The organism is Halorussus rarus (assembly GCF_003369835.1).
Taxonomy (GTDB): domain Archaea; phylum Halobacteriota; class Halobacteria; order Halobacteriales; family Haladaptataceae; genus Halorussus; species Halorussus rarus.
The window spans coordinates 347,636-373,256 of sequence record NZ_QPMJ01000003.1 but is presented as its reverse complement, the minus strand read 5'-3'; the positions used below and the strand labels follow the sequence as shown (position 1 = coordinate 373,256).

Genomic DNA, 25,621 nt, shown 5'->3' with positions numbered 1-25,621 from the left:
CCCTTTCGTTTCGAAATTCAATGAATCACGCGGACGACACGATCACCGAGGGCGGACTCCTCGGCCCGATGTTCAAGCTGGCGTGGCCCATCGTGGTCATCCAGCTGCTGCAGGTCACCTACAACATCGCCGACACGTTCTGGCTCGGGCGGCTGTCGGCCGACGCCGTGGGCGCGATGAGCCTCGCCTTTCCGCTCATCTTCCTGCTCATCTCCATCGCGGGCGGGTTCACCACCGCCGGCTCCATCCTGGTCGCCCAGTACACCGGCGCCGCCAGCGAGGGGTCGGCGGGGAAGGTCGCCGGCCAGATCCTGACGTTCGTCACCGCGCTGGCGCTCGTGTTGAGCCTGGTGGGCTTCCTCTCGACCGACGCGATGCTCGGGGCGCTCCCGAGTCAGGGCGCGACCACCGAGCAGGTCGTCCCGCTCGCGGCCGAGTACATGAAGGTGTTCTTCCTCGGCCTCCCGTTCCTGTTCGGCTTCTTCGTGTTCACGTCGCTGATGCGGGGGTACGGCGACACCCGGACGCCGATGCGGGTGATGATCGTCTCGGTCGCGCTCAACGTCGTGCTCGACCCGCTGCTCATCTTCGGCGTCGGCCCGGTTCCGGCACTGGGCATCGAGTCGGCGGTGATCCCGGCGATGGAGATCGAGGGCGCGGCGCTGGCGACCATCATCTCCCGGGGCGTCGCGAGCGCGCTGGGGTTCTACGTCCTGTTCGTCGCGCGGGCCGGCCCGGACGTCCAGACGGCGTACCTCGTCCCCGACGCGAGCTACATCTGGGACATCGTCCGCATCGGCGTCCCCTCGACGCTCGAGCAGTCGATGAGCGCGCTGGCGATGATCACCCTGACCGCGATGGTGGTTCAGTTCGCGCCGCCGGTGGTCTCGGCTTACGGCCTGGGCAACCGCCTCGCGTCGCTCGTGTTCCTCCCGGCGATGGGGCTGGGTCGGGCGACCAACACGATGGTGGGCCAGAACCTCGGAGCGGGCAAGGCCGACCGGGCCGAGCGCGCGGTCTGGATCGCCGCGAAGGTGGGCGCGGCGGTGATGTTCGCGGTCGCCATCGTCGCCGCGCTTGTTCCAGAGCCCATCGTCGCGGTGTTCATGGCGACCGGGACCGAGGCCGCCCGCGAGACGGTCCGGCACGGCGCGACCTACCTCCGGATTCGCTCGGTCGAGTTCACCTTCATGGCGGTGCTCCAGGTGATGCTCGGCGCGTACCGCGGCGCGGGCAACACCAAGACAGCGATGGCGTTCTCGGCGGTCGCTCTCTGGATCGGCCGGGTGCCCACGGTGTACTACCTCTCGTTCGTCGCGGGCATGGGCGCGACCGGCATCTGGGTCGGCATGGCGATGGGCAACGTCCTCGGGGCGATCGCCGCCGCGCTGTGGTTCACTCGCGGGACCTGGAAGGCGACCGTCATCGACGAGGGCGAGGGGACCGAGCGCGGCGGCGCGGCGACCGACGCCGAACCGGGCGTTCCCGAGGACTGAATCGCCGCGGGCGCGCGTCGCCGCCCCTCAGAAGTCGCCGGTGATCACGTCGGCCACTTGCTGGTGGTCGAACAGGCGTTGGCTCTCGTCCGCGAGGGTGTCGAGCCCGTTCCACGCGCCGAAGACCTCGGGGTAGAACTGCTTGGCCGCGATCTCGGTCTGGAACAGGTTGACGATGGGGCCCTGGTAGGAGGTGCCGCCGCGGTAGAGCCTGTCGTTCTGTACCGCCGAGAGCTGTCGGCCGACCGGGTCCTCGCGCATGGCCTGCATCCGACTCTCGAACTGCTCGGCCGTGGCGTGCGAGAAGCCGTAGGAGAACACCAGCGCGTCGGGGTCCGCTTCGAGCAGTTGCTCGTAGTCCCACTTGGCGTAGCCGCCGTCGATGTGCTCGCCGAAGGCGTCCCCGATGCCGAGGTCCTGGTACTGCTTCTTCCCGTTGCCGCCGTCGACGGTGGGGTAGGCGTAGAACGACCCCTCCTCGAAGTCGGAGTTGACCGACAGCAGACCGACTTTCGGGCGGTCCGCCTCGGCGGGGAGCCGGGACTGCACGTCCGCGATGAACGAGTCGTGGACCCGCTTGAGCGCTCGGTAGCGCTCCCGCTCCTGGAAGACCTGCGCGATCTTCTCGAAGGCGTCGTACAGCGAGTAGTACCTGTAGTCGTGCCACTCCTCGCCCCGGCGACGAATCGAGTTGCCGATGATGGGCCCGACGTTGGTGGCGATCTCCTCGAAGTCCTCGTCCGCCCAGTTGTCGTCGAGGCGCTGGATGAAGTTCGGGTCCATCAGGTGGACGTCCGAATCCATCGCGTAGAAGGCCTCCTTGTCGAGACTGCCCTCGCCGAACAGCTGGGTGACGTCGTCGAACGAGACCTCCACGCCGGGGAGGTAGTCGTAGAACTGCAGCGGCCAGTTGTCTGTGAAAATGAGGCCCTGAAGCCCGTCGAGTTGGCCGAGCGCGACGCCCATGTCGCCGTAGGTGCTGAAGTAGGCCATCCACGACTCGGGCACCGACTCGAAGGCGACCTCGCCCATCGGTTCCATCGTCACGGAGTACGATCCGTCATCGGTGGGAGTCGACCGCGTCGTCTCGGTCGGTGTGGTCTCAGTACCGGACGTGGCCGCGGTCGAATCGGTCCCGTCGGTACCGCCGGTACAGCCGGCCAGCCCCGCCGTGACCGCCACGCTTCCGCCGACAGTCAGCAGCCGTCGCCGGGACACATCGGTCTCGGATTGCTCCGACATACGATTTAGGTCTGCCTAAACACGACAAAACACCTTCGGTTTTAGGCGAGCCAAAAGACGTGGCGCCGACACCATCCGGGACTACAGCGAGATCTCCTCGCCGACCCCGCGTTCGTCGGCGCGGTCGAAGACGTGCCCGGCCGCTGCGGCGTCGAGCACCGCGGTCCCGACGCTCTCGACGATTAGGATCTCGTCGTCGGTCCCGCGACCCGCGCGGCCCTCCAGCACCGCCGAGAAGGGAATCAGGTCGGTCTCGGCGACGTCGGCCTCCAGCGTGTCCCCGATCTCGGCGACCTCCTCGGGTACGTCGGCGAAGACACGGCTCGCGCGCTCGAACGTCTCGGCGTCGAGTTCGCGCATCCCGGCTGTGTAGGCGCCGACCGCGACGACCAGGGCGCCGGGGTCGAGCGCCCCGCCGGGGAACACGGGGTCGGTCGCCGTGGTGGCCGTGACGACCACGTCGGCGCCCGAGACGGCTTCCTCGGGGGAGTCGGCGGCCCGGATCGCATCGCTCGGGAGGTCGAGTTCCCCCCGGAGGTCGGCGGCGCACGCGTCCCTGGAGTCGCTGGGCGAGTAGACCCGCACCGACGCGAGGTCGGTTGCGGCGGCGATGGCGCGGGCCTGCCAGCGCGCCTGCGTGCCCGCGCCGACGAGCGCGAGGACCAGACCGGATTCGCCGTCCGGAGTCGAACTCGGGACGCCGAGTTCGGCCGCCGCCAACCCGCCGATGCACCCCGTCCGGGCGTTGGTGATTCTGGTACCGGCGAGGTAGGCGGTCGGTAGCCCGGTGGCGGCCTCGGTGAGCGCAATCTGGGCGTTGACCGTGGGCAGGCCGCGTTCGGCGTTGCCCTCGTGGACCCCGACCAGTTTCGTCGCGTAGTGCTGGGCGCCGTGGACGTACGCCGGCATCACGAGGCCGGTGCCGCAGGGGTCATCAAGGTCGGCGGAGTCGTCGGCGTCGGTAGGGTCGGCTGGGTGGTCGGAATCGCCGCAGTCGAGTCCCGCGCCGACCGGGAAGTGCGGGCGGTCCGGGCGCTCGACCTCGCCGCGGCCCTGCTTGACGAACGCCTCGCGGACGACCTCCAGGAGGTCGCCGAGGTCGAGGCAGTCGGCGATCTCGGCGTCGGAGAGGACGCGGACCATGTCGTGTGCGTTTGTGGGCCTGTGAGTTAGGCGTTCCCGTGGACTGCTCGGAGTGACTACTCGGCAAAGCCCGAGAACACACTGGAGGAAGCTATTGCCGTCACCTCTGTCCCGCACCGCACCGCGACCGCGGGCCTCACGCCTCCCCAACCGCCTGCGGTCCTCGGTCACTGCGTTCCCTGTGGTCCTCAGCCCTCGCGCGGTTTGGCGCGACCACCGGAAGACTCACTGCGTTCGTCTTCCGAGCCTTGCTTCGCTCCGCTCAGCAAGACACGGGGGTCGCGCCAGCGCACGCCGACCGCAGGGGTTCCGAAATTCGGGCTCACTTGTGCGGCGGCAGTTCCACGTCCCGAGACTCGACGGCCTCCAGCAGTTGTGCGAGCGCCTCGGCGGCCAGGTCCAGCAGTTCCGCGCCGCGCTCGGCAGGGCCGTCCGCGGGGTCGCCGACCACGCCGTTCTCGGTGAACTCCGCGGAGTCGACTGCGAGGTTGGCGTAGCTGACCCACTCGCCCCAGCCGTCGCTGGCGCCCTCGCGCGCTTCCTCGATACGATCCTCCGCCACCAGGTCCGGGTCGACGTGGCGGAGCATCGCGGTTTCGAGGGGGCCGCCGTGACCCATGTCGGTGGCGTGGTCGCCGACCGCCTCGAACCACGTGAACGGGACCGCGTAGGTGTCGTCCTCGCGGACGATGGTCGAGGCGACCTCCCGGAGTGCGCCGACGTTGCCGCCGTGGCCGTTGACGAGGACGACCCGGTCCCAGCCGTGGTGGGCGAGGCTGGCGACCGTCTCCCGGACGTAGTCCCGGAAGGTGTCCTCGGCGACCCACAGCGTCCCGGTGAACTGGCGGTGCTCGGCGGCCACGCCCACCGGGATCGCGGGCGCGACCACGACCTCGCCGTCGTAGGCGTCGGCGCCGGCCTCGGCGACCGCCTCGGCGGTGAGAACATCGGTGCCCAGCGGCGCGTGGGGGCCGTGCTGCTCGGTGCTGCCGACCGGCAGGAGCGCGAGGTCGGTGTCGACCGCGTCGGCGTCGGTCCACGTCGAGTCGAAGAGGTTCATGCCGGGGTAGAGGGCGAGCGCGGACTTGTAGACGGGGGATTCGGGGCCACACGCCTTATTCGAGTTCGCGGTGTAGTTCCGGTATGAGCGAATCCGGCGACGACGACCGAACGCTCGGGCTCGACTTCAGTAACATCGAGGACGACCTCGAGAACGAGGACTACCCCGTCTCGGCGGAGGAACTGCTCGAGAAGTACGGCGACCGGGAGATCGGCATGTCAGACGGCTCGGAGTCGTTCGAGGAGGTGCTGGTGACCGGCGGCGACGAGGAGTTCGAGTCGGCCGACGAGGTCAGACAGACGGTGCTGAACCGGGTCGGCGGCGAGGCCGTGGGGCGGAAGGGCTACTCCGACCGCGGCACCGGCAACGAGGGCGAGAACACCGACGAGTCGTTCTGAAGGAGGCCGTCACTCCGCGGCTTCGGCTTCCTCGGCGCCGGCCGCGTCCTCCGGGTCGGCCTCCTCGCCCTCTTCGGCGTCGGTTTCGTCTGCGTCCTCGGCTGCCCCGTCCTCAGCGTCGGCGCCGAGTTCCTCCAGGGCGTTCTTGAGCCCCGGGATCGTGCTGGTGAGGTCGCCGACCTGCTCGCGGGCGTCCTCGATGTCCTCGATGGCGTCGCCGACGCGTTCGATCTCGGCCTCGAGGTCGTCGGCGTCGTCGAAGGCGTCGGCGCGCTCGCCCATCGTGTACCACTTCTTGGCGTCGCGGAGGGCGTCCTCGGCGTCGCCGGTGTCGAGCGCCGAGTTGAGCGCGTTGAGCGCGCCGAGGGTGTTGTCGGCCTCGACCGTCCAGATGTCGTCGGCGTCGGGGAGCGCCGCGGTGGCCTCGTTGAGGCTGGCCTCCACGTCCTCGCGGACCTCGCTGGCCGCCTCGCCGAACAGCTCGTCCTCGTCGAGTGTCGATTGGCTCATACGTTCCCGTTCGGCGCGATTCCTTTTAAACCCACGCCCGAAACTGAAAGTGAAATCCGGTAACTCGGCCGGGGAACGCCGGGACGAATCGAAAGGAACGACCCGATGCGGTGGCGCGGTCGCCCGTGCGAATCGGGACCCTACGCGGCCTCACGCGTCCCCGAAGCGAATACTTTTCAGCGAAGCGGAGCAACGGACACCCATGGAAGACATCTTCGTCGGACGGCTCATGTCCTCGCCCGTCGAGACGGTCGCACCGGATACGGCGGCCCACGTCGCCGCCGAGACGATGATCGACGAGGGTATCGGGTCGGTCGTCGTCACGGACGAGGACGGGCAACTGCTGGGCATCCTGACCGCCACGGACTTCGTCCAGATCGCGGCCGAGCAGCGGTGGGCGACCGACGCCACCGTCGAGACCTACATGTCGACCGACGTGACGACGACCACCGCCAACGCGGAGGTACGCGACGTCGCCGACCTGATGATCGAGGAGGGGTTCCACCACGTCCCGGTCGTCGACGAGGAGGAGGGCGTCGTCGGCATGCTCACGACGACCGACATCACGGCCTACATGTCTACGGTCCAGACGCCGAGCCCGGCGTAATCGGACGCGGTCGGACGGTTTCGGGCCGAGAGCGTCGTTCGGACCGGCGAAGCCGGTGGAACGATTGGTGAGTAGCTACCGCTCGGTCACGGACTCGACTCTCATCAGCGGGTAGCCGTCCTCCATCTCCATCCGGGTGACGACCTCGACGCCCGCGCGGTCGACGACGATCTCGACTTCCATGAACCGGCCGGTGAGTTCCGTATAGCCACCGGAGGACGCTGCCTCGCCGTCGACGAGACCGCCTCCCTCGAGTTCCCCCTCGCTGTCGCTCGCGGGAACGCGGTCGATTTCAGCCTCGAGTTTCTCGGTCAGGATGTCCACCGTCACAGCTTCGCAGAACGGCTGGTTCTCGATGGAGTCCTCGATGGCGGTCTCGAGGCTGGGCGCGCTCGCGGGGCTGACCGGCGTGCCGGCGAACTGGTGGTAGAGCGCGCCGAACTTGACGCCCGCCTCGAAGCAGGCCGCCTCGCCGTCGGTCGGGGACCCCCCGCGGTCGGTGTGCTCGGCATCGACTGAATCGCCGGCGTCGGTGTCGCGGTCGTCCATGGCCGACGTGTCGCGGGCGGGAGAGAAAAGCCGCCCGGTCCGTGGCCCGGTTCATCACGGAATACCTATCCGTGTCCGAGACCTTCCGTCCCCATGGACTACGCATCGAATCTCGACAGAGCGATGGACGCGACCCCCGACTTCGAGGGTCAGGACGAACGGTTCAGCTACCCGAACGCCGACGCGCAGAAGGACGGGGCGTTCACGCGGTTCACGAACCTGAGCGACATCGCCGACGCGCTCGGGCGCGACCCCGAGCACATCCACAGCGCGCTCCAGCGCGAGCTCGGCACCAACGGGAAGCTCGAGGACGGCCGGGCGCGCTACAACGGCACCTTCTCCGGGTCTGACTTCGACGCCGCCCTGGAGAGCTACGTCCAGGAGTTCGTGCTCTGCTCGGAGTGCGGCCTGCCGGACACCCGGCTGGTCCGCGAGAACCGCAACCTGATGCTGCGGTGCGACGCCTGCGGGGCGTTCCGACCGGTCACCAAGCGCTCGACGCAGAGCCAGAACCAGAACCGCGAGGCGGTCGAGGAGGGCGCCACCTACGAGGTCAAGATCACCGGCACCGGCCGGAAGGGCGACGGCGTCGCCGAGAAGGGCAAGTACACCATCTTCGTCCCCGGCGCCCAGGAGGGCGACGTGGTGCAGATCTACATCAAGAACATCAGCGGCAACCTGGCGTTCGCGCGACTCGCCTGAGGCGTCTCCCTCTTTTATCCGCGTTTCCGGTGGTCGCTACTCGGTCAGCGGGAGGACGACGCCGAAGAACAGAGGCACGAGCAGCGCGCCGAGCGTGCCGAGAATCTCCAGATCGGTGAACAGCGCGTCCTCCCACGCCGGAAGCGAGAGGTGCATGGCCGCGGCGGAGAGTTCGCCGCCCGCGCCGATAGCGAAGACGGCGATGCTCGCGAGGAAGCCGAGTTTCGTCACCCGTTGATAGTTGATGTCACCGTATCGGCCCATGCCCGCAGGTCCGCGGCCGGGGAACAAAAGGGTTCCTCAATCGCGGAGTCGCAAAAGCGATTTATATACGGAGTTCGTCCGACGGGACATGTACGAACTCCTGACGGAACTCGGGACCGAGGCGGTCGGGCTCGTGGCGTACGCGCTCGGGACGCTCGCGCTGTCGGCGGTCGGTCTCGTCGCGGAGTACAACAGCCTCCAGCAGTTGGCCGGCGGGGACGCGCTGCTCGCCGGCTGGTTCGCGGTCATGGGCGTCGTCGCGCTCGCGTTCGCCGCGAACCTGGGACGCGACAAACTGGTCCCGCTGGTCGCGAGCGACGAGTAGGCCCGTCCGAATCGCACCTTACTTATCACCCGCTTCCCTCCCTTCAGTTGAATGGACGACCCAGTCCTGCTTACGGGCGCGGAGGGCCGCGTCGGGCAGGCCATCCTCTCGGAGCTGTCGGGGGAGTACGAGTGGCGGCTGCTCGACCGGGACCCGCCGACCCGCGACACCGACCACGAGTTCGTCGTCGCCGACATCACCGACGAGGAGGCGGTCCGGGACGCGATGGCGGACGTCGGCGCGGTCGTGCACCTCGCGGGCGATCCCCGGCCGGAGGCCCCGTGGAACAGCGTCCTGACCAACAACATCGACGGCACCCGGAACGTGCTGGAGGCGGCGGTCGACGAGGGCGTCGAGAAGGTCGCGTTCGCCTCGTCGAACCACGCGGTCGGCGCCTACGAGACCGACGAGCGCACGCCCGACATGTACCGGACCGACGACGAGTTCCGGCTCGACGGCGACGAGTTCCCCCGGCCGGGCAACCTCTACGGCGTCAGCAAGGCGACCGGCGAGATCCTGGGGCGGTACTACCACGACGAGTACGGCCTGAGCGTCGTCTGCGTCCGCATCGGCAACCTCACCCGGAACCACCCGCCGCGCGACTACGAGCGCGGCCAGGCGATGTGGCTCTCCCACCGCGACTGCGCCCACCTCTTCGACAGGTGTATCCGGGCCGACTACGGCTTCGAGGTCGTCTACGGCATCTCGGACAACGACCGGAAGTACTACTCCATCGAGCGCGCGAAGGAGGTGCTGGGCTACGACCCCCAGGACAACTCCGCGGAGTTCGCGGACGCCGAGTGCCCCGCGGGGAACTGACGGCGTCGGACGCGCGACTGACCGAATCGACCGGAACAGAAAGCATATATCGCCGACGTGACGAGTTGCCGGCGGCGGCGGTTCGCGCTCCGTTCCCCTGTTGAGCCCTCTGCCGTCCGTCCACCCGCTTCCGCCTCTTTCCCGCCGAGTCCCGCTTCGATACCCCCGTCGGAGCGGCGACGACCTCAGTCCGAGGTCGGTCGCTGCTGGACCGCGGACTCGACGTCGACGCTGATGTCCCCCGCGTCGGTCTTCTCGACGGTCACGTCGACACCGGCGATCCGGAATCGCGTGGTCATCGGGCCCTCGGTCCCCTCCAGCAGGAGTTCGAGCGCCTCGGGGTCGGTGTCCTCGTAGAGGCAGAACCCGGGGTCGTCCGGATCGACGCCCTTGTGGTTCGCGATCTCCTCGACGAGCAGCGACGTCAGCGATGGCCCGAGCGGCCGTCGTTGTGCCGATATCATCTTCGTCTCCGTGAAGCTACCGAGGGGGGTATAAAATACGTAGCGCCGAACAACATCCGACGAACGATAAAAATGAACGCTCAAATATGTTTTATATAATAATTCAACACCGCTCGTTGTATCTTGAAAATTTTGAAACATATCGCCATACTTAGGTAGGGCCGTCGTGTTATAATACACAGAGTTGTCTGACGCTTAGTGAGCTCGAGGACAGAGATAATGAAAGGGGGTGACCGACTGCGGGAGGACGGAGGCGTTTCGCGACTCGACCGCTACCTTCGCACCCTGGGCGACGAGCGTCGCCGGTACCTGCTGTACCGCCTGAGCGACGATCCGGTGACCACCGTCGACGAGCTCGCCCGACAGGTGGCCGCGCAGACCGCCGACCGCGAGCCGTCGGAGGTTTCCGAGGAGGAGTGCGACCGGATGCGCGCGACGCTCCACCACGAGCACCTGCCCCGGTTGCGCGACTACGGCATCGTCGACTACGACGAGCGGAGCCAGGACGTCCGCCTCGTCGACCGCTCGCAGGTGCTCCAGATGCTCCTGCAGGTCTGCCGGTTCGTCGAGGACTGATCGGCGGTCCGGCGAAGGTCAGTCGAACAGCCCGGCCACGTCCTCCTCCTCGTGGTCGCGCTTGCCGACCGCGTCCCGGAGTCGCCGGAAGACGATGGCCCGGTTCGCCTCGTCGCGCGCGAAGTCCATCACGAACGTGACGAACTGGCTGGTGGCGCGGTCGGCGTCGAGATCGTCGCGGGCGTACGCGACCGCCTTCTCGAGGATCTCCTCGTCGTAGCCGTGCTCCTCGGCCAGTACTTCCGCCGCGCCGGCGGCCGCCTCGAAGCGCAGGTCCTCGGGGCGGAGCGCGACGCCCTCGTGGGTCAGGTCGGGCGGCGCGACCCGTTCGACGTGCTCGGGGTCGGCAGCGACGGCCCGGAGGTACGCACGGACCTCGCCGACGTTCACGCCGCGGTAGTCGGCCGGCACGTCGTCGAGGTACTCGGCTGCGCTCTCGGCGAGCCCCCGGACCCCCGGCCAGTTCGCGCCGCTGGCGTGGTGGACCGCGGCCGTGAACTGGATGAGCCCGTGGAGGAACCGCTCGTCGTCGGTCCCCGCGTCCAGGTCGAGCCAGTGGTCCTCCCACGCGTCGTGGGCCGCGTGGTACTCGCCGTCGTTGTAGACGGCGACGCCGGCCCGGAGGTGGTTGTCCATCGGCGAGTGGTACGGGGCTCGCCGGCAAGGGGGTTTCGGGCTCCGCCCGCGGACGGACAGCCTCAAGCCGTCGCCGACGCAACTCCACCTGTGACCAGGTACCGCGACGCCGCGCTGTTCGCCGCGCTGGCCCTGCTGTGGGGCGGCGGTTTCACCGCCATCGAGGTCGGCCTCGAGACGCTCGACCCGCTGCTGTTCGCGGCCTACCGCTTCGACCTGGGCGCGGCGGTCGCGCTGGGCGGGCTGGCCGCGCTGGGTCGGCTCTCGCTCCCGCGCGGCCGTCCGGCGGCGCTCGGCGTTCTCGCTGGCGGCACGCTGCTGGTGTTCGCGAACGTCTTCTTCCTGTTCGTCGGGCAGGTCTACACCTCCGGGGCGGTCGCGGCGGTCGTCTACAGCCTGAACCCGGTGATGACGGCGGTGTTCGCCGCGCTCCTGCTCGACACGGACGGACTCGACGCCCGCAGCGTCGCGGGCGTGGGGCTGGGCCTGCTCGGCGTCGGTCTGGTCGCCCGTCCGAGTCCGTCGAACGCCGGCGGCGACGCCCTCGGCGCGGCGCTCGTCTTCTGCGCGGTGCTGGCCCTCTCCTCGGGCAGCGTCCTGGTCCGGCGCTTCGACGGGAACGTCGACAGCCTCTCGCTGACCGGCTGGTCGATGGCGCTCGGGGCGGTGCTGCTCCACGCGGCGAGCCTCGTCGCCGGCGAGCCCGTCGCGCTCCCGAGGGCGGTACCGACGCTGGTCGCCGTCGCGTACCTCGGGGTCGGCGGGAGCGCGCTCGGCTACGGCATCTACTTCACGCTGCTGGAGCGCAGCGGCCCGTTCGCGGTCAACCTCGTCAACTACGGCGTCCCGCCCGTGGCCGCGGTCGTCGGCTGGTGGTACCTCGACGAGCGGCTGGCCGCGCTGTCGCTCCTGGGGTTCGGCTGCATCCTGGCGGGATTCCTGCTGGTGAACCGCCGGGCGGTCCGGCAGGAGCTGGCCCGGATACGGGGCGCGGCCGGGTGACGGGGCTGTCGGTCCGCGCGCGATTCGTCTGCTCGTCTCCCGGTCGAGAGAGCAAGGTGCACATGGACTCCTCGCTTCGCTCGTCGTCGTTGGGCTGGGTAGAAGCGTCCTGACGGAGTTTCACGCGAGCGAAGCGAGCGTGAAGCACGCCAGGACGCGAATGACGATGCGACTGCTGAGCGAAGCGAAGCGGTCGCGAGGAATGAGCGTCCTGACGGAGATTTGAACTCCGGTCCCTGGCTCCGCAAGCCAAGAGGATAGTCCACTACCCTACCAGGACTCGACTCTACGTTGGCCGGTTCTACTAATAGGGGTTACGGTCTGGCGGCGGGGTGGCAGTGGTGCGCAGACTCAAACAGATATTTTTCCATCCGCAGGTACTTTGAAATAGGAGTCCGTGGCTCGTCGCATGGAACGACGCGAACTGCTCGCCCGGTTCGGAGCGGTCCTCGCCGGCGCTTCGCTCGGCGGCTGCCTCGGCGGGAACCGGCCCGGCGGGGGAACCGGGCAACCCGAAGACGGAACGACCGACGGCGGAACGACGACCGGAGACGGGGAGTCGACGCTGACCGACACCGGGCTGGAGGTCACCGACGCGGGGTGCGGGACGCCGGGCAACGACGCCAGCGTGGAGTTCGCCGCCGGGAGCGACTCGGTCGTCGTCACCGGGACGCTCCGCGCGTCGGACCCGTGCCACACCGCGGAGCTGGCCGACGCGAGCTACGACCCCGAGACCGGTACGCTCGAGGTGACAGTCGCGGCGGTGCAGTCGGACGGAGCCAACGCGTGCGCCGAGTGCATCGCCCGGATAGCCTACGAAGCCACGTTCGCGTTCGACGGCGGACTGCCCGCGACCGTGACGGTCGTCCACGACGCGATGGACGAGTCGACGACGGTCGCGACCGCGGAGTCCTGACGGAGACCGGCGAGTCGGCCGTACGCGCGCCGTTCGCGGCGACGTGTCGTCACCCGGAGATGAGTTAAACCTATTAATACGGGAGCAGATTGTCTCGAATATGGCAGAGCGCCGGGACCAGGAGACGGCGATACGCGAACTGGAGGCCGCGCTGGAGACAGAGGACGGCGACGAGAAGAACTTCCACATCCGCCAGGCCCTCCAGTACCTCGAACTGGACGGCGAGGACGATCCGGGGGTGACCGCCGACCGGTAGGGCGGCCGGAGCCGCCGGGTCCCGGTTCGCACGGGCGACCGCGGTCGTCGACCGCCGGCGCGCTTCGACGGGCAAGCGTCAGTTCTCCGCGGTCCGAATCAGAAGTTGCGAGCCGCTGAGCACGGTGACGCGGCGGTCCTCGTCGGTGAAGGCCACCCGGCCGCCACCGCGGGGACGCTCGAACGGTCCGTCCGTCGTCACTGACGGGGGTCCCGGAGCGGCAGCAGCCCGGTCGCCATCAGTCGGCGCGTGATGACGACGAGACCGTTCTGGAAGCCGCGGCCGAAGATGGCCTTCTCCCCGCCGCCCGACTCCTCGACCGAGCTCAGGAGGATCGTGTTCTGGTCGACCAGCAGCATCCGACCGATGGCCACCTGGTCCTCGCCGTTCGCGTGGAGCCATTCGAGTTCCGATACGAACACCTCCGCGTCGGGGACACGTTCGCGCAGTTCGTCCTGAAGGCCCGGCGTCACCGTGCCGACGAGGATGTCGACGCCGCGGGCGGCGCACCCGGACAGCGCCTCGACCAACTCGTCGGTCATCAGCGACTCCTCGCTGATGATGAACACGACTTCGTTCTCGGCGTCCTCGAGCAACTGGAGCGTCCGACTCGTGATCCCGTCGCTGCCCGAGAGCGACCACACCTCGTGGGTCACCGGTTCGTCGGCGGTCTCGGCCGGTTCGATGGCGTCGAGCGTCTCCTGAAGTTCGTCGATGCGCGATTCGTACTGGCGCCGGAGCGTCTGGGCGGCCTCCTCGAGCGGGACGCCCCGGTACTGGCGGGGGTTGGTGTGCTGGATCTCGACCAGCCCCTGCGCCTCCAGCACGCGAATCGCGTCGTACACCCGCGTCCGGGGAACGTCGGCGATCTCGCTGATCTCTTTGGCCGTCGCCGTCTGTACCTGCGTCAGTGCGACGAAACACTTCGCTTCGTATTCTTTGAGGCCGAGTTGCTGGAGCAATCCAGCGGCCTCCGCTTGTTTGTCGGTCTCAGCCATAGTGTCCCAACCACCGGGGCTGACCCGGAGATACCGGAGGTAGGGCCTCGCGGCGTTTAGTCGTTGTCTTGTTCCGCGATACGGGATTCTCGGCCGGAAGCTCCGGCGAGGAGGCCGGGGCTGGGTCGCCGTCGATACGCCGTCACCGATGTCGGTTCATTTACTCACTTTATCACACAAACTACAAAGGCGGGGCCCCCCAAACCTTGAACTGGCGCGCAGCAGAACGTGTCCCAACCACCGCTCGCTGCGCGCCGAACCTGCCCCCCGCGGCAGGTTCCTACTACGAACGGCGGCACGTTCGGGGGCAGGATGCGGACGGAGTTTTTCTCACGGGTCGGACTGAGAGCGGAGAGTTGGTACGCAACGAGTGTTCGTCGGGGTACCGATACGGCTTAGTAACTGCATTACCGAATTTCGTGCGTTCTCACCGCCGACACGGAGGTGGCGTCGGTCGAGGCACTGAGCCGCAAGCTCGCCCGCGCGAAGGTCGAAGACGCGACCGGGGAAGCGCCGTCGACGGAGACGGCCAGAGCGGAGCTGCACCACGTCCACCTCCCGAAGCTGGCGGACCACGATCTGGTCGGGTACGACGCCCAGTCGGGGTCGGTTCGGTACCGTCCCGACGAGCGAGTGGAGACCCTCGTCCAGTTCCTGGCGGAGCGATAGGGGCACGACGCAGGCACGCGGTGATTACTATTCAAGCACGGGAAGCGATATCCGGGTCGTATCACTTCGCAACCGACGACGAGGTCCGGGGTCCCTGTGGCGCCGTGGACGCGGAGAGTCCGTTCGCGACCAACGTGTACCGCGTTCTCAGTTTGGAGCAGGCGGAGCGTCGGGGGTCGAGGTCCGCGGTCGGTGCGAGTCCATCGCCAACGTGTAAGGGGTCGTCGCCGGGAACCGGCGGGACGAACGACCGCCGGCCCGGCGCGACGCCGCGAGCATTTATCCCGGATGGAGCGACGAGAACCGGTCATCGTGGCGTACCGACACAGACATACACCAGCAACCACAACCAGTCGTCGAGAAACACCATGGGCGCGATAGAGGACGTTTACGCCGACCTCGACGCCGACGTCTCGCTGGAGGAGTTCCGCGAGGCGGTCGAGGAGAAGGTCGAGCAGATGGGCGGGCTGGCCGACGAGGAGACGGCCGCGATGCTCATCGCCCACGAGCTGGACGAGGAGGGCGGCGAGGTCGAGAGCGTCGCGGACATCGAACCGGGCATGGAGGAGGTCAAGTTCGTGGCGAAGGTCGTCGGCGTCGGCGACGTGCGCACGTTCGAGCGCGACGACGAGGACCGCGAGGACGGCCGCGTGCTCAACGTCGAGGTGGCCGACGAGACCGGCTCGATACGCATCACGTTCTGGGACAAGCAGGCCGACGCCGGCGAGGACGAACTCGAGGTCGGCGACACCCTCCGCATCGCGGGCCGCCCCAAGGAGGGGTACAACGGCGTGGAGGTCAACGTCGACCAGGCCCAACCCGACGACGAGACCGACATCGACGTGCAGGTCCAGGACACCTACCGGGTCGAGGACCTCTCGCTGGGCCTCTCGGACGTGAACCTCCGCGGGAAGGTGCTCGACACCGACGCGGTCCGGACGTTCTCCCGGGACGACGGCTCGGAGGGGAAGGTCGCCAACCTCAAGCTGGGCGACCCGACCGGCCGCATCCGCGTCACGCTCTGGGACGAGCGCACCGACCGCGCCGAGGAACTCGACCCCGGCGTCTCGGTCGAGGTGGTCGACGGCTACGTCCGGGAGCGCGACGGCAGCCTGGAGCTCCACGTCGGCAACCGCGGCGCCGTCGAGGAGATCGAGGAGGACGTCGAATACGTGCCCGAGACCGCCGACATCGCCGACCTGGAGATCGGCGACGAGGTCGACGTCGGCGGCGTCGTGCGCTCGGCTGACCCCAAGCGCACCTTCGACCGCGACGACGGCTCGGAGGGCCAGGTCCGCAACATCCGCGTGCAGGACGAGACCGGCGATCTCCGGGTCGCGCTCTGGGGCGAGAAGGCGGACAAGGACATCGCTCCGGGCGACGAGGTCCAGTTGGCCGACATCGAGATCCAGGACGGCTGGGAGGACGACATCGAGGGATCGGCGGGCTGGCAGTCGACCGTGACCGTGCTCGGCGAGGCCGGGCCCGGCGCGGCCGGCGGCGACGCCGACGGCGGAAGCGCCGCGAGCGACAGCGGCGAGACGGGCCTCGACGCCTTCGGCGGCGACGGCGATACGGCCGGAAGTACCGGTTCGGCCGGCGCTACCGCCGACTCCGCGAACGCCGGTGGCGACGCCGGCGGTGACGGAGGCGGCGGTGAGGGCGAGCACGTCGAGTTCACGGGGACCGTCGTGCAGGCCGGCGACCCCATCATCCTCGACGACGGCGAGCAGACGGTCAGCGTCGAGTCGAGCGCCGACGTGACCCTGGGTCAGAAGGTGACCGCCCGGGGCGAACTCAGCGACGGCACCCTCGACGCCGAGGACGTGTTCTGACGCTCGACTCGAGAACGCAGTTCAGCTCTCGAAGGGCTCCTCGTCGCGGTGGTTGTCGACGTTCTCCTGGTCGCCCGCGGCGTCCTCGCGGGCCTCGTCGGCGTCGACGCGGGTCTCGTCCTCCAGTTCCTCCTCGCGGGCCCGCTCGGCCTCGGCGGCATCCTCGTCGGCCTCCTGGGGGTCCTCGCCGGGCGCTCGCTTCTCCTCGGCCATCTCTCGCTCGCGCTCGTGGGGATTGTCTTCGGACACGCCACCATCGTACCACGGCGAGGTTCTTCAGACTGATGGCGAGCAGAGGACGGAACGGTGCCGCCGGAACCTCGCTCGCGCTCGACCCCGCCGAAACGGACGCAGGCCGCCCGAAACGAGCTTTGGAAAGAACTAAGGAGGCGAGATTCCCGGAATTGGGTATGAGCGTCGAGCTGCCGTTCGCTCCGGTCGACACGATCATCAGACGGAACGCGGGAGACCTCCGGGTCAGCGCGGACGCCGCCGAGGAGCTGGCCCGGCGCATCCAGCGCCACGGGGCCGAACTCGCGGTCGACGCCGCCGAGCGCGCCACCCGGGACGGCCGGAAGACGCTGATGAGCCAGGACTTCGGCGTCGAGCAGGTGGTCGACAAGGACAGCCTCGAGCTCCCGGTCGCGCCGGTCGACCGCATCGCGCGGCTCGACATCGACGACAGCTACCGGGTGGCGATGGACGCCCGCATCGCGCTGGCGGACATCCTCGAGGACTACGCCGACAACGTCGCGAAGGCGGCCGCCGTCCTCGCGCGCCACGCCGACCGCCGGACGGTCAAGGCCGAGGACATCGAGACGTACTTCGAGCTGTTCGGGTGATAGGGACTGTCGTGACTATTTTCGGCAGCGACTGCGAGTTGCGGGCGGTTCGCGGCCAGACACTGCCGATATGCATCGCCGTGGCGGTAACGAATCACGACAGACCCTATGAGGTCGGTCGGGCCGTCCGCGCGAGGGCGCCGCCCCGTCGCCGACGGGACGCGTCCGGTCCGGACGCGGGCGGAACGGTCGGGCGGAGCGAAGCGGTTAAATTCCGCTGCGTTTGAATGGAACACGTGCTACCAACTACCGAGTGGTCGGGGACGGCCGACGCCTAACTATGAACTTCGGCTACAGCGAGGACTGTCTCTCACACGACACGGGCGAGCGCCACCCCGAGAACCCCGACCGGCTCCGGGCCATCAGGGAGGGGCTGGCGCGCAAGCACGGCGTCGAGTACGTGGGCGCCGAGCCCGCCGACCGGGCCAGCGTGGAGGCGGTCCACGACCCCGACTACGTCGCGGAGTTCCGGGAGTTCTGCGAGTCGGGCGGCGGCAACTGGGACCCCGACACCGTGGCGGTCCGAGCCACGTGGGAGGCCGCGCTCCGGTCGGCCGGACTGGCCCGGTGGGCGGCCCGCGCCGCGCTCGACGGCGACGACGGCCGCGACACGCCGTTCGCCATCGGGCGACCGCCGGGCCACCACGCGGTCGAGGACGACGCGATGGGCTTCTGCTTCTTCAACAACGCCGCGGTCGCGGCCCGCCGCGTCGTCGAGGCCGACGACGTCGACGCCGACCGGGTCGCCATCTTCGACTGGGACGTCCACCACGGCAACGGCACCCAGGACATCTTCTTCGACGCCGGCGACGTCTTCTACGCCTCGTTCCACGAAGACGGCCTCTACCCCGGGACGGGCGAGAGCGACGAGACCGGCGAAGGGGAGGGCGAGGGCGCGACCCTCAACCTCCCGCTGCCCGCGGGCGCGGGCGACCCCGAGTACCGCGACGCCGTCGACGACCTGGTCGCGCCGGCGTTCCGCGCGTTCGACCCCGACCTGGTGCTGGTGAGCGCGGGCTTCGACGCCCACCGCCACGACCCCATCTCCCGGATGCGGGTCTCGACCGAGGGGTACGGCATGCTGGCCGACCGGGTCCGCGACGTCGCCGACGAGACCGACGCGGCGCTCGGGTTCGTCCTCGAAGGCGGCTACGGCCTCGACACGCTGGCCGAGAGCGTGGCCGAGGTCCACGAGACGTTCGACGGCAAGCGGCCGCTGACGCCCGACGAGGAGGCCGACGAGGACGTCCGGGAGCTCATCGATGAGCTCCGCCAGTCGCACCCGATTCTCGACGGATAGACTCGTCGCGCAGAAGAAAGCCGGTCCTCGCGAGCGCCCTACTCCTCGGGCTCGACCCGCGCCAGTCGCATCGCGTTGCTGGTCACGCCGAGGCTCATCCCCATGTCGCCGACGACGATGGCCACCGCCACCGACACGAGGCCGAGGGGTGCGCCCACCGCCAGCACCGCCTTGACGGCGAGGCTCGACCAGATGTTCTGGCGGATGACCGCGTTGGCCTTCCGGGAGAGCCGGTAGAGGTACGGCACCTTCGAGAGGTCGTCGCCCAGTAGCGCGATGTCGGCGGTCTCGATGGCGGTGTCGGTGCCGGCCGCGCCCATCGCCACGCCGACCGTCGCGGCCGCCAGCGCGGGGGCGTCGTTGACGCCGTCGCCGACCATCGCGACCGAGCCGTGGCGGTCGGCCAGCTCCTCGACCGCCTCGACCTTCTCCTCGGGGAGGAGTTCCGCCCGGAACTCGTCGACGCCGACCTCCTCGGCCACCGCGCGGGCGGTGCCCTCGTTGTCGCCGGTGAGCATCACCGTCTCCAGACCGAACTCCCGCAGGCGGGCAACCGTCTTCTTCGCGTCGGGGCGGACCTCGTCGGCGACCGCCAGAACGCCCTCCAGTTCGTCCTCGGTGCCGACCAGGACAACCGTCTTGCCCTCGCGCTGGAACCGGGGCACCACGTCCGCGAGCAGGTCGAGGCAGTCCTCGCGGCCCTCGCACCGGCTGTCGGCGACCTCCGAGACGGATTCTGTGCCCTCGACGAATCTACCTCCGTCGGTCGAGAGGTGGACGTGGTCCAGGTCGAAGCCCAGTTCCTCGAACAGCGCGGGTTTACCGGCGTAGTGGGTCACGCCGCCGAGGTCCGCGCGAACGCCCTTGCCGGTCAGGCTCTCGAAGTTCTCGATGGGCCGGTCGTCGTGGTCATCGTCGTCGGGGTGGGCCGCGCCCGTCTCGTGGGCGTGCTCGACGATGGCCTTGGCGAGGGGGTGCTCGCTCCGGCGCTCGAGGTCGTGGGCGCACCGCAGCAGGTCGGCCTCGTCGTTGCCGTTGAGCGGGACCGCGTCGGTCACGGCCAGTTCGCCCGCGGTCAGCGTCCCGGTCTTGTCGAACGCCACGGCCTCGACCCCGCCCATCGATTCGAGGTGGGGCCCGCCCTTCACGAGCACGCCGTTGCGGGCCGCGCTCGTGACGCCCGAGACCACCGAGACGGGCGTCGAGATGACGAACGCGCAGGGGCAGGCCACCACCAGCAGGGTCAGCCCGCGGACGAACCACTCCCGGAAGGGGGCGTCGAGCACCAGGGGCGGTCCGAAGGCGGTCAGCAGCGCGCCGACCACGATGACCGGCGTGTAGTAGGCCGCGAACGTCTCGATGAACTGCTCGCTGTCGGTCCGGTCGCGCTGGGCGTCGCCGACCAGTTCGACGACCTGCGAGAGGGTGGTCTCGTCGGCCTCGGCGGTCGCCTCGACCTCAAGGTACCCCTCCTCGTTGACGGTGCCGGCGTACACCTCGTCGCCGGCCGACTTGTCGACGGGGACGCTCTCGCCCGTGATGGGCGCCTGGTTCACCGCGCTCGTCCCGGTCAGCACCTCGCCGTCGACCGGGATCTTCTCGCCGGGCCGGACCGCGACGGTCTCGCCGACCGCGACCTCCTCGACCGGGACGGTCTGTTCGGTCGTCCCGCCCTCGCCGTCGGCGCGCTTGACCGTCGCGGTGTCGGGCGAGAGGTCCATCAGCTCCCGGACCGAGTCGCGGGCGCGGTCCATCGAGAACTGTTCGAGCAGCTCCGCGACGCTGTACAGCACCGCGAGGGTCGCGGCCTCGAAGTAGAGGCCGACCGCCACCGCGGCGACCACTCCGGCGCCCATCAGCAGGTCGATGTCGAGGCTCAGGTTCTTCGCCGAGTAGTAGCCGTTCCGGAGTATCTCCTGGCCGGCGATCCCGGCCGCCAGCAGGAGCAGGACCGACGAGGCGTGGAACTCCCGACCGAGCGCCGAGAACAGCAGCGCGTCGGCGCTCGTCAGCAGGAACTCCAGCACCAGCCCTACCACCATGAGCGCGCCCCCGGCCCAGGTCTTGAGCGCGCGCGGACTCGTCCAGACCTCGCTCGACTCGGCCACGCCCGGTCCGGCGTCGCTCGCGTCGTCGCCGGCGTCCGCGACCTCGTAGCCCGCCCCTTCGACGGCGGCCGCGACGCGCTCGCCGTCGGCGCCGCCGGACACCAGCACCTCGCCGGTCGCCGGGCGGGTCTCGACGCGCTCGACGCCTTCGACGCCGTCGAGCGCCTTCTCGACCTTGCCGGCGCAGGAGGGGCAGTCCATCTCGGGCACCGAGAGCCGGCGCTCGGCGGCGCCGCCCGCGTCGTCCTCGACCGCGTAGCCTGCGGCCTCCACGCGCTCGCGGACGGCCGCGGCGTCGGCGGCCCCATCGTCGTAGGTGACGGTGAGGGTGCCGGTCGTCGGGGCCGGGTCGACGTCGCGCACGCCGTCGAGTCGCTCGACGCTCGCGGTCACCTTCCCCGCGCAGGACGGACAGTCCATCTCGGGCACCGAGAGCCGGACGGTCCGCTCGCGCTCGTCGTTCGTCATTAGTCGTCGATAGTCACCGAGGAGTTATTAATTGCACTGTCAAGAACCCGGGGTCGAGTAGGATTCATTAACAAACTAGTGGCACTGAATTGTTAATCCGGCGCGTAATTCCGCGTTTAGCTCGATTTAAGCGCATATTTCCGCCAGCGCGGAACAGTTCAGGAGCGTTCATTGCGTTACGCATCGGTCGGAAGCGCGAACAATGACGAACTGTGTGTCCGACTTATTGTGAAAGCCTCCCAAATGGGAGGTGATGAGCGCCATCGAATCGGGGTTGGGGATGAGCGCCCTCAAGATCGGGGCCGCGGTCACGGTTCTGGCCGTGGAAGTGCTCGCCGCGCTCGCGCTCCTGGTCGTCGCGTTGGGGTAGCGCACGAGAACTGAGAGGACACCGGCGGCTGGCCGTACGGAAAGCGGCTGAGGGGAGTAAGCCCCCTTCTGTTCGTCCGAGTATTCGGCTGAGCGTCCGCGCCGTCGTCCGGGCTACCTTGACGGCCCGCGGCGTCGTCGTGACGCCGCGCGCCGCGGCGCGGACTTGCACCGGCGAGGTTTCGCCGTTCCATCCGTTCTCTCCCGTCGAGTCGCGTCCCGGCGAGGCCGGAACGCATCCCTCGGTGGGTTAGCTCCCCGTTCCTTTGCTCGGCGTGAGCCTTCTTGGGTCGGGGTTCGCGCACCTCATCGGTCGGGGAGAGGGGTCTCGTTTCTGTTCCAGAGCCAGCGGTCTCCCGCTCCGGACTTGCGTCCGGTCGCCCGCCTGGACGGTGGGGGGACTTTCCTCACGCGGACGCCGGCGAGCGCCGGCGCCCTCGCGGGAACTCGGCTCCCTCTGCCGTCCGTGACTAGCGGCCGGTCAGGTTTAAGGAGTTCGGTGAAACGGTCGGGAACCCCCGGAAACGCGGCGTTACCCCGACGTTACCCGGGTTGCAGGCCGGCGTTACCCCTTGACAATTTCCCCCACATGAAACGTAGTGGGACGTTTCTACGTTTAGTATTGAAGGGAAGACTTGAAGGTGCTACCGGTCCAAGGGGTTCCTGTATGGCACAGGCTCAGGCAGTAACTCTCTCCTACGAGGACGGCACGCGGGCCGTCGAACTCGCACGCGAGTCCGTCGAATCCTACGTCATCAACGGGCAGCGCGAACAGCCCGGCAGCATGCGCGAGGCGTTCTACAACCGGACCGGGGTGTTCGTCCGGCTCTCGTCGACGCGCGGCCGCGGCCGCCTCCGGGGATGCGACGGTGCCTACGAGGGCACCGACCAGCTCGGCCACCTCATCGTGGATTCGGCGATCACCGCCGCCAGCGACACCTCGTGTGGCTCCGAGGTGGAGGAGGCGGAGCTCCCGAACCTGAAGATCTCGGTCTGCGTCGTGCGCGACACCCAGTTCTCCGAGGACCCCGTCGAGGACATCGAGCTCGGCACCCACGGCGTCGCCATCGAGGGCCGGGGCTCGCACGCGTGGATGTACCCGACCCTCCCCATCGAGAACGAGTGGAGCGTCTTCGAGTACCTCGACCGGACCTGCCGGAAGGCCGGCCTCCCGAAGGGCGCCTGGGAGGACGACGACGTGATGGTGACGCTGTTCGACGGCCAGGTCTTCTGCGAGCGCGAACCCGAAGGGACCGTCGAAGAACTGTAGCGGCCGTATTTTCCGTACTTCGAGCGACCGACGACCCCGCCTGTTACGCTTCCTCTCTGAACCCGACCAGCTCGGCGTCTTCGAGCGCGCGCTCGGCCGCCTCGTCGACGTCGAACTCCCGGACGATCTCGCCGTCCCGGATTAACGGTTCCAGCAGCGGCTCGCCGTCCTCGGGGTCCGCGCGGTCCGCGAGCCCGACGTGGTGGCCGCCGTCGGGCGTCCGGAACGCCTGCTTCTCGCCCGAGAGCTTGCCTCGCTTGGCGACCGGGTCGCCGTCGAGCTCCACGATGTCGAGCGCGAAGTCCAGCGGGTCGGCGTTGCTGACGTGCCCGCCGACGCCGAAGCCGTCGACGACGTCCCGGAGCTCCCGGAGGTCGGCGGGGCCGAGCCCGCCGGAGACGAAGATGTCGACGTCCTCGTACCCCCGGGCGTCGAGCTCCCACCGGACCTCCCGGACGATGTGGCGGAAGTTCCCCCGGCGGGAGCTGGTGGTGTCGAGCCGGACCCCGTCGAGGGCGTCGCCCAGCGCCTCGGCGGCCCGGATGCTCTCGTCTTTCTCGTCGGAGTAGGTGTCACAGATGGCGATGCGGGGGACGTCGGGGTCCACGGCGTCGTCGAACGCCTCCCACGCGGTCTCCTGGTCTCCGAACGCGATGACCAGCGCGTGGGGCATCGTCCCGCTGGCCTCCCGACCCAGCACCTCGCCGGCCGCGACGTGCGAGAAGCCGTCGAGGCCGCCCACCAGCGCGCCCCGCTCGATGATCGGCGCGATGGCGGGGTGGACGTGGCGCGCGCCGAAGCTGAGAACCGACGACTCCGGGGCGGCCCGCCGCGCTTCGAGCGCCGCGGTGGCGACGCCGCTCTGGTGGGAGAGAAAGCCGAGCAGCGAGGTCTCGTACCGCGCGAAGTCGAGGTAGTCGCCCTCGATGCGCATGACGGGCCCGCCGTCGAACAGTTGGCCCTCGCGCATCGCGTCGACGTCCACGGGGAGCCCCTCCAGCAGACGGGCGGCGTCCTTCACGCCGGCCAGCAGGTCGAACTCGCCGGTCGGGAACTGGTCCCGGGTCACCTCGGCGACGACGCGGGGGTTGCGGTCGGCGGCCTCCAGCGTCTCCTCGGTCCGCAGGAAGTAGGCGTCGGTCGCGGTGCCGTCGCGGATGGCCGCTTCGGACACCACGTCGAACCCGTCGCTCATCGCCTCCACCTCTGGACGTTCATGGCCGGACGTACCGTCGCGCGGGCGAAAAAGGTCCCGCTTGGCGGCCGCCGCGAGCGGTTGCTCGCGGCTGAATCGGTTACTCGGTGGGCGCAGCGCCCGTCCGGACGTTCGAGAGCTCCGCGACGCTGGGGGCGTTCACGACCACGACCGTGTCGCCCCGCTGCTGGACGTAGAAGGCGTCGGCGAATCCGTTGCCCTCGATGCGCCAGGTGCCGGTGCGGCCGTCGACCTTCTGAGCGCCGTTGTACCGGAGGACCTGGCGGTAGCCGTCGACGAACTCCCGGGCGTCCTGCCGGGAGTCCCAGACGGTCTTCCAGACGTAGCCGGTCTCGTTGGCGCCGGCCGACTCGTTGGTGTAGACCGCGAGCTTATCGCCGTCCCACCCGGTCGAGTAGGTGCTGTTGTAGTTCAGCGGGTCGAAGCTCCGGAGCTGGTCCGAGCCCGGCTTCCGGTTGAAGAACTGCTGGGCCGGAACGATTTGGGTCCGCCCCTGGCTGTCGTAGTACGGGTAGATGAACATCGCGAAGATGCCGGCCTCGCCGACGCTCGCGTAGTTCGGCCGTCCCTTCGGCTCGAGTCGACTCCAGCCCTCGCCGGTCCGGTCGCGGACGCGGAACTCGGCCGGGGCATCCTCGCCGTACTTCTCGGGGTGGATGACCTGCTCGGTGCTGGCCGGCGGGTTCGCGTACACGTCGTTGACCCCGGTCCAGCCGCTCCGATTGCGGACGCCGCGGACGAACGCCGGCCCGTCGCTGTACGGCTGGTACTTGATGAGGTACGGGCCGATGTTCGCCAGCCCGCCGCCCGCCCCGCCGGAGCCGCTGGGGGTCAGGCAGTCGCCGTTCCACCGGTTGCGACACCGCTTGGAGTAGAGGTGGTCGACGTAGTTGCCGTCGCCCTCGATGATGCCGTCCTTGGCGTTGTGGAGCTCGCGCGTCGACTGGTCGTAGCCGGAGATGTTGAACTTCTGGTCCTGGAGGGCGTGGAACAGCTCCTGGGAGAGGGTGATCTCGTCGAGCTGCGGGGTGGAGGTGTTCTCCGAGATGACGACGATCCGCTCCTCGCGGGGGCTGTAGTAGCCGCCGACCGACGACCCGGAGTTGCTGTTCTGGACCGCGATGGAGTCGGTCGACTCGTTGATCATGAACAGCGACTCGTACTTCACGTTGTCCAGCAGGCGCCGCTTCTCGGGCACCGACCCGTTGGCCTGCTCGGCCCGGAACTCCTCGCGGGTCATGATCTCGACCGGGACCCGCGACTCGAACTCGAGCTTCCGGACCCGCTCGACCCGGGCCATCGCCCGCGAGACCGTCTCGTTCAGTTCGGTCTCGTTCAGCCCGTCGGCGGGGTTCACGTCGATGGACTCGTTGTACCAGTAGCCCGCCTCCCAGCCGAGGCGGTCGGACGCGGGGTCCGCGGGCTCGACCGACCCGTCAGCCGTACCGTCCGTCCCCGTGCCGGGGGCCTGCGAGCAGCCCGCGACGACGAGCATCAGAACGACCGCGATCGCGATTGACCTGCGCATTTACTGTGGCCGTAACGTGGGGCCGCGCCGACAAAAACCTCCTGATGGACCGG

Annotated in this window: 29 protein-coding genes, 1 tRNA gene and 1 other RNA gene; 15 read left to right on the top strand and 16 right to left on the bottom strand. The window is 69.1% G+C overall.

Annotation, left to right across the window (positions count from 1 at the left end; translation table 11 throughout):
* Positions 1-20: 20 nt before the first annotated feature.
* The gene (locus DVR07_RS18005; RefSeq protein WP_240147612.1) at positions 21-1,496 is read left to right on the top strand and encodes an MATE family efflux transporter; all 1,476 of its coding nucleotides are present in this window, start codon (positions 21-23) and stop codon (positions 1,494-1,496) included.
* Between the two features lie 27 nt (positions 1,497-1,523).
* Here the strand turns inward: DVR07_RS18005 and DVR07_RS18000 are convergent, their stop codons facing one another.
* The 3 genes from DVR07_RS18000 to DVR07_RS17990 all read right to left on the bottom strand — a co-directional run bounded on the left by DVR07_RS18000 (position 1,524) and on the right by DVR07_RS17990 (position 4,941).
* Positions 1,524-2,738 carry an ABC transporter substrate-binding protein gene (locus tag DVR07_RS18000; protein WP_115798692.1) on the bottom strand — a complete coding sequence of 405 codons (1,215 nt, stop codon included), beginning with the start codon at positions 2,736-2,738 and terminating at the stop codon, positions 1,524-1,526.
* Between the two features lie 81 nt (positions 2,739-2,819).
* On the bottom strand, positions 2,820-3,881 hold the full coding sequence (locus DVR07_RS17995; RefSeq protein ID WP_115798691.1) for an ornithine cyclodeaminase family protein: 1,062 nt from the start codon (positions 3,879-3,881) through the stop codon (positions 2,820-2,822).
* A 322-nt stretch (positions 3,882-4,203) separates the two neighbouring features.
* On the bottom strand, positions 4,204-4,941 hold the full coding sequence (locus tag DVR07_RS17990) for a creatininase family protein (protein ID WP_115798690.1): 738 nt from the start codon (positions 4,939-4,941) through the stop codon (positions 4,204-4,206).
* A gap of 83 nt (positions 4,942-5,024) precedes the next feature.
* Between DVR07_RS17990 and DVR07_RS17985 the strand changes: the two genes are divergently transcribed.
* Positions 5,025-5,339, top strand: a complete 315-nt coding sequence (locus tag DVR07_RS17985) for a DUF5789 family protein (RefSeq protein WP_115798689.1) — start codon at positions 5,025-5,027, stop codon at positions 5,337-5,339.
* A gap of 9 nt (positions 5,340-5,348) precedes the next feature.
* Here the strand turns inward: DVR07_RS17985 and DVR07_RS17980 are convergent, their stop codons facing one another.
* Entirely contained in the window at positions 5,349-5,849 is a 501-nt protein-coding gene (locus DVR07_RS17980) for a DUF5790 family protein (protein WP_115798688.1), read from the bottom strand.
* A 202-nt stretch (positions 5,850-6,051) separates the two neighbouring features.
* On the opposite strand from DVR07_RS17980, the gene DVR07_RS17975 reads away from it, so the two are divergent.
* Positions 6,052-6,456, top strand: coding sequence for a CBS domain-containing protein (locus tag DVR07_RS17975; protein WP_115798687.1), 405 nt, complete (start codon positions 6,052-6,054; stop codon positions 6,454-6,456).
* 75 nt (positions 6,457-6,531) lie between these two features.
* Here the strand turns inward: DVR07_RS17975 and DVR07_RS17970 are convergent, their stop codons facing one another.
* Positions 6,532-7,005 carry a dihydroneopterin aldolase family protein gene (locus tag DVR07_RS17970; RefSeq protein WP_115798686.1) on the bottom strand — a complete coding sequence of 158 codons (474 nt, stop codon included), beginning with the start codon at positions 7,003-7,005 and terminating at the stop codon, positions 6,532-6,534.
* Positions 7,006-7,098: 93 nt separating this feature from the next.
* Between DVR07_RS17970 and DVR07_RS17965 the strand changes: the two genes are divergently transcribed.
* Complete coding sequence (locus tag DVR07_RS17965) at positions 7,099-7,707, top strand: translation initiation factor IF-2 subunit beta (protein ID WP_115798685.1); 609 nt, start codon at positions 7,099-7,101, stop codon at positions 7,705-7,707.
* Between the two features lie 36 nt (positions 7,708-7,743).
* On the opposite strand, the gene DVR07_RS17960 is transcribed toward DVR07_RS17965, so the two are convergent.
* Positions 7,744-7,971, bottom strand: a complete 228-nt coding sequence (locus tag DVR07_RS17960) for a DUF7860 family protein (RefSeq protein WP_115798684.1) — start codon at positions 7,969-7,971, stop codon at positions 7,744-7,746.
* A gap of 88 nt (positions 7,972-8,059) precedes the next feature.
* Here DVR07_RS17960 and DVR07_RS17955 point away from each other — a divergent pair, with 88 nt between their 5' ends.
* Together DVR07_RS17955 and azf are read left to right on the top strand one after the other, a co-directional pair.
* Positions 8,060-8,296, top strand: a complete 237-nt coding sequence (locus tag DVR07_RS17955; protein ID WP_115798683.1) for a hypothetical protein — start codon at positions 8,060-8,062, stop codon at positions 8,294-8,296.
* Between the two features lie 51 nt (positions 8,297-8,347).
* Positions 8,348-9,115: an NAD-dependent glucose-6-phosphate dehydrogenase Azf gene (gene azf, locus DVR07_RS17950; protein ID WP_115798682.1), complete on the top strand. Its 768-nt coding sequence runs from the start codon at positions 8,348-8,350 to the stop codon at positions 9,113-9,115.
* A gap of 185 nt (positions 9,116-9,300) precedes the next feature.
* Here the strand turns inward: azf and DVR07_RS17945 are convergent, their stop codons facing one another.
* A complete protein-coding gene (locus tag DVR07_RS17945) occupies positions 9,301-9,579 on the bottom strand; it encodes a HalOD1 output domain-containing protein (RefSeq protein WP_115798681.1) in 279 nt (92 codons plus the stop codon).
* Positions 9,580-9,798: 219 nt separating this feature from the next.
* On the opposite strand from DVR07_RS17945, the gene DVR07_RS17940 reads away from it, so the two are divergent.
* Entirely contained in the window at positions 9,799-10,155 is a 357-nt protein-coding gene (locus DVR07_RS17940) for a DUF7344 domain-containing protein (RefSeq protein ID WP_115798680.1), read from the top strand.
* 18 nt (positions 10,156-10,173) lie between these two features.
* Here the strand turns inward: DVR07_RS17940 and DVR07_RS21845 are convergent, their stop codons facing one another.
* Positions 10,174-10,791 (bottom strand): DUF309 domain-containing protein, encoded by a 618-nt coding sequence (locus tag DVR07_RS21845; protein WP_162829623.1) that lies wholly within the window; start codon positions 10,789-10,791, stop codon positions 10,174-10,176.
* Between the two features lie 90 nt (positions 10,792-10,881).
* Here DVR07_RS21845 and DVR07_RS21840 point away from each other — a divergent pair, with 90 nt between their 5' ends.
* Entirely contained in the window at positions 10,882-11,793 is a 912-nt protein-coding gene (locus DVR07_RS21840) for a DMT family transporter (protein WP_162829622.1), read from the top strand.
* Between the two features lie 207 nt (positions 11,794-12,000).
* On the opposite strand, the gene DVR07_RS17930 is transcribed toward DVR07_RS21840, so the two are convergent.
* Positions 12,001-12,073: transfer RNA gene (locus tag DVR07_RS17930), tRNA-Arg, on the bottom strand.
* A 129-nt stretch (positions 12,074-12,202) separates the two neighbouring features.
* On the opposite strand from DVR07_RS17930, the gene DVR07_RS17925 reads away from it, so the two are divergent.
* Positions 12,203-12,709, top strand: a complete 507-nt coding sequence (locus DVR07_RS17925; RefSeq protein ID WP_115798678.1) for a hypothetical protein — start codon at positions 12,203-12,205, stop codon at positions 12,707-12,709.
* Between the two features lie 100 nt (positions 12,710-12,809).
* Positions 12,810-12,965 carry a hypothetical protein gene (locus tag DVR07_RS22210; protein ID WP_165881770.1) on the top strand — a complete coding sequence of 52 codons (156 nt, stop codon included), beginning with the start codon at positions 12,810-12,812 and terminating at the stop codon, positions 12,963-12,965.
* Between the two features lie 78 nt (positions 12,966-13,043).
* On the opposite strand, the gene DVR07_RS22560 is transcribed toward DVR07_RS22210, so the two are convergent.
* Both DVR07_RS22560 and DVR07_RS17920 read right to left on the bottom strand, forming a co-directional pair.
* The gene (locus tag DVR07_RS22560) at positions 13,044-13,166 is read right to left on the bottom strand and encodes a hypothetical protein (protein WP_255457625.1); all 123 of its coding nucleotides are present in this window, start codon (positions 13,164-13,166) and stop codon (positions 13,044-13,046) included.
* Positions 13,163-13,963: a TrmB family transcriptional regulator gene (locus DVR07_RS17920; RefSeq protein WP_115798677.1), complete on the bottom strand. Its 801-nt coding sequence runs from the start codon at positions 13,961-13,963 to the stop codon at positions 13,163-13,165. Before DVR07_RS17920 ends, DVR07_RS22560 begins: the two co-directional genes overlap by 4 nt.
* Before the next feature lie 444 nt (positions 13,964-14,407).
* On the opposite strand from DVR07_RS17920, the gene DVR07_RS22205 reads away from it, so the two are divergent.
* Together DVR07_RS22205 and DVR07_RS17910 are read left to right on the top strand one after the other, a co-directional pair.
* A complete protein-coding gene (locus DVR07_RS22205; protein ID WP_193570246.1) occupies positions 14,408-14,632 on the top strand; it encodes a DUF7344 domain-containing protein in 225 nt (74 codons plus the stop codon).
* A 368-nt stretch (positions 14,633-15,000) separates the two neighbouring features.
* The gene (locus tag DVR07_RS17910) at positions 15,001-16,467 is read left to right on the top strand and encodes a single-stranded DNA binding protein (protein ID WP_115798676.1); all 1,467 of its coding nucleotides are present in this window, start codon (positions 15,001-15,003) and stop codon (positions 16,465-16,467) included.
* Between the two features lie 21 nt (positions 16,468-16,488).
* Here DVR07_RS17910 and DVR07_RS17905 read toward each other — a convergent pair whose 3' ends face one another.
* A complete protein-coding gene (locus tag DVR07_RS17905) occupies positions 16,489-16,716 on the bottom strand; it encodes a hypothetical protein (protein ID WP_205411000.1) in 228 nt (75 codons plus the stop codon).
* A gap of 161 nt (positions 16,717-16,877) precedes the next feature.
* Between DVR07_RS17905 and DVR07_RS17900 the strand changes: the two genes are divergently transcribed.
* On the top strand, positions 16,878-17,309 hold the full coding sequence (locus DVR07_RS17900) for a histone family protein (RefSeq protein WP_115798674.1): 432 nt from the start codon (positions 16,878-16,880) through the stop codon (positions 17,307-17,309).
* Positions 17,310-17,589: 280 nt separating this feature from the next.
* The gene (locus DVR07_RS17895; protein WP_115798673.1) at positions 17,590-18,609 is read left to right on the top strand and encodes a histone deacetylase family protein; all 1,020 of its coding nucleotides are present in this window, start codon (positions 17,590-17,592) and stop codon (positions 18,607-18,609) included.
* A gap of 38 nt (positions 18,610-18,647) precedes the next feature.
* On the opposite strand, the gene DVR07_RS17890 is transcribed toward DVR07_RS17895, so the two are convergent.
* Complete coding sequence (locus tag DVR07_RS17890; protein ID WP_115798672.1) at positions 18,648-21,185, bottom strand: heavy metal translocating P-type ATPase; 2,538 nt, start codon at positions 21,183-21,185, stop codon at positions 18,648-18,650.
* A gap of 416 nt (positions 21,186-21,601) precedes the next feature.
* Positions 21,602-21,995, bottom strand: an RNA gene (gene rnpB / locus DVR07_RS17885) — RNase P RNA component.
* Positions 21,996-22,221: 226 nt separating this feature from the next.
* Here rnpB and DVR07_RS17880 point away from each other — a divergent pair.
* Entirely contained in the window at positions 22,222-22,824 is a 603-nt protein-coding gene (locus tag DVR07_RS17880; RefSeq protein WP_115798671.1) for a TIGR00296 family protein, read from the top strand.
* 43 nt (positions 22,825-22,867) lie between these two features.
* Here the strand turns inward: DVR07_RS17880 and DVR07_RS17875 are convergent, their stop codons facing one another.
* Positions 22,868-24,019 carry a nicotinate phosphoribosyltransferase gene (locus tag DVR07_RS17875; RefSeq protein WP_115798670.1) on the bottom strand — a complete coding sequence of 384 codons (1,152 nt, stop codon included), beginning with the start codon at positions 24,017-24,019 and terminating at the stop codon, positions 22,868-22,870.
* Positions 24,020-24,119: 100 nt separating this feature from the next.
* Positions 24,120-25,568, bottom strand: a complete 1,449-nt coding sequence (locus tag DVR07_RS17870) for an Hvo_1808 family surface protein (RefSeq protein WP_115798669.1) — start codon at positions 25,566-25,568, stop codon at positions 24,120-24,122.
* Positions 25,569-25,621: the final 53 nt, after the last annotated feature.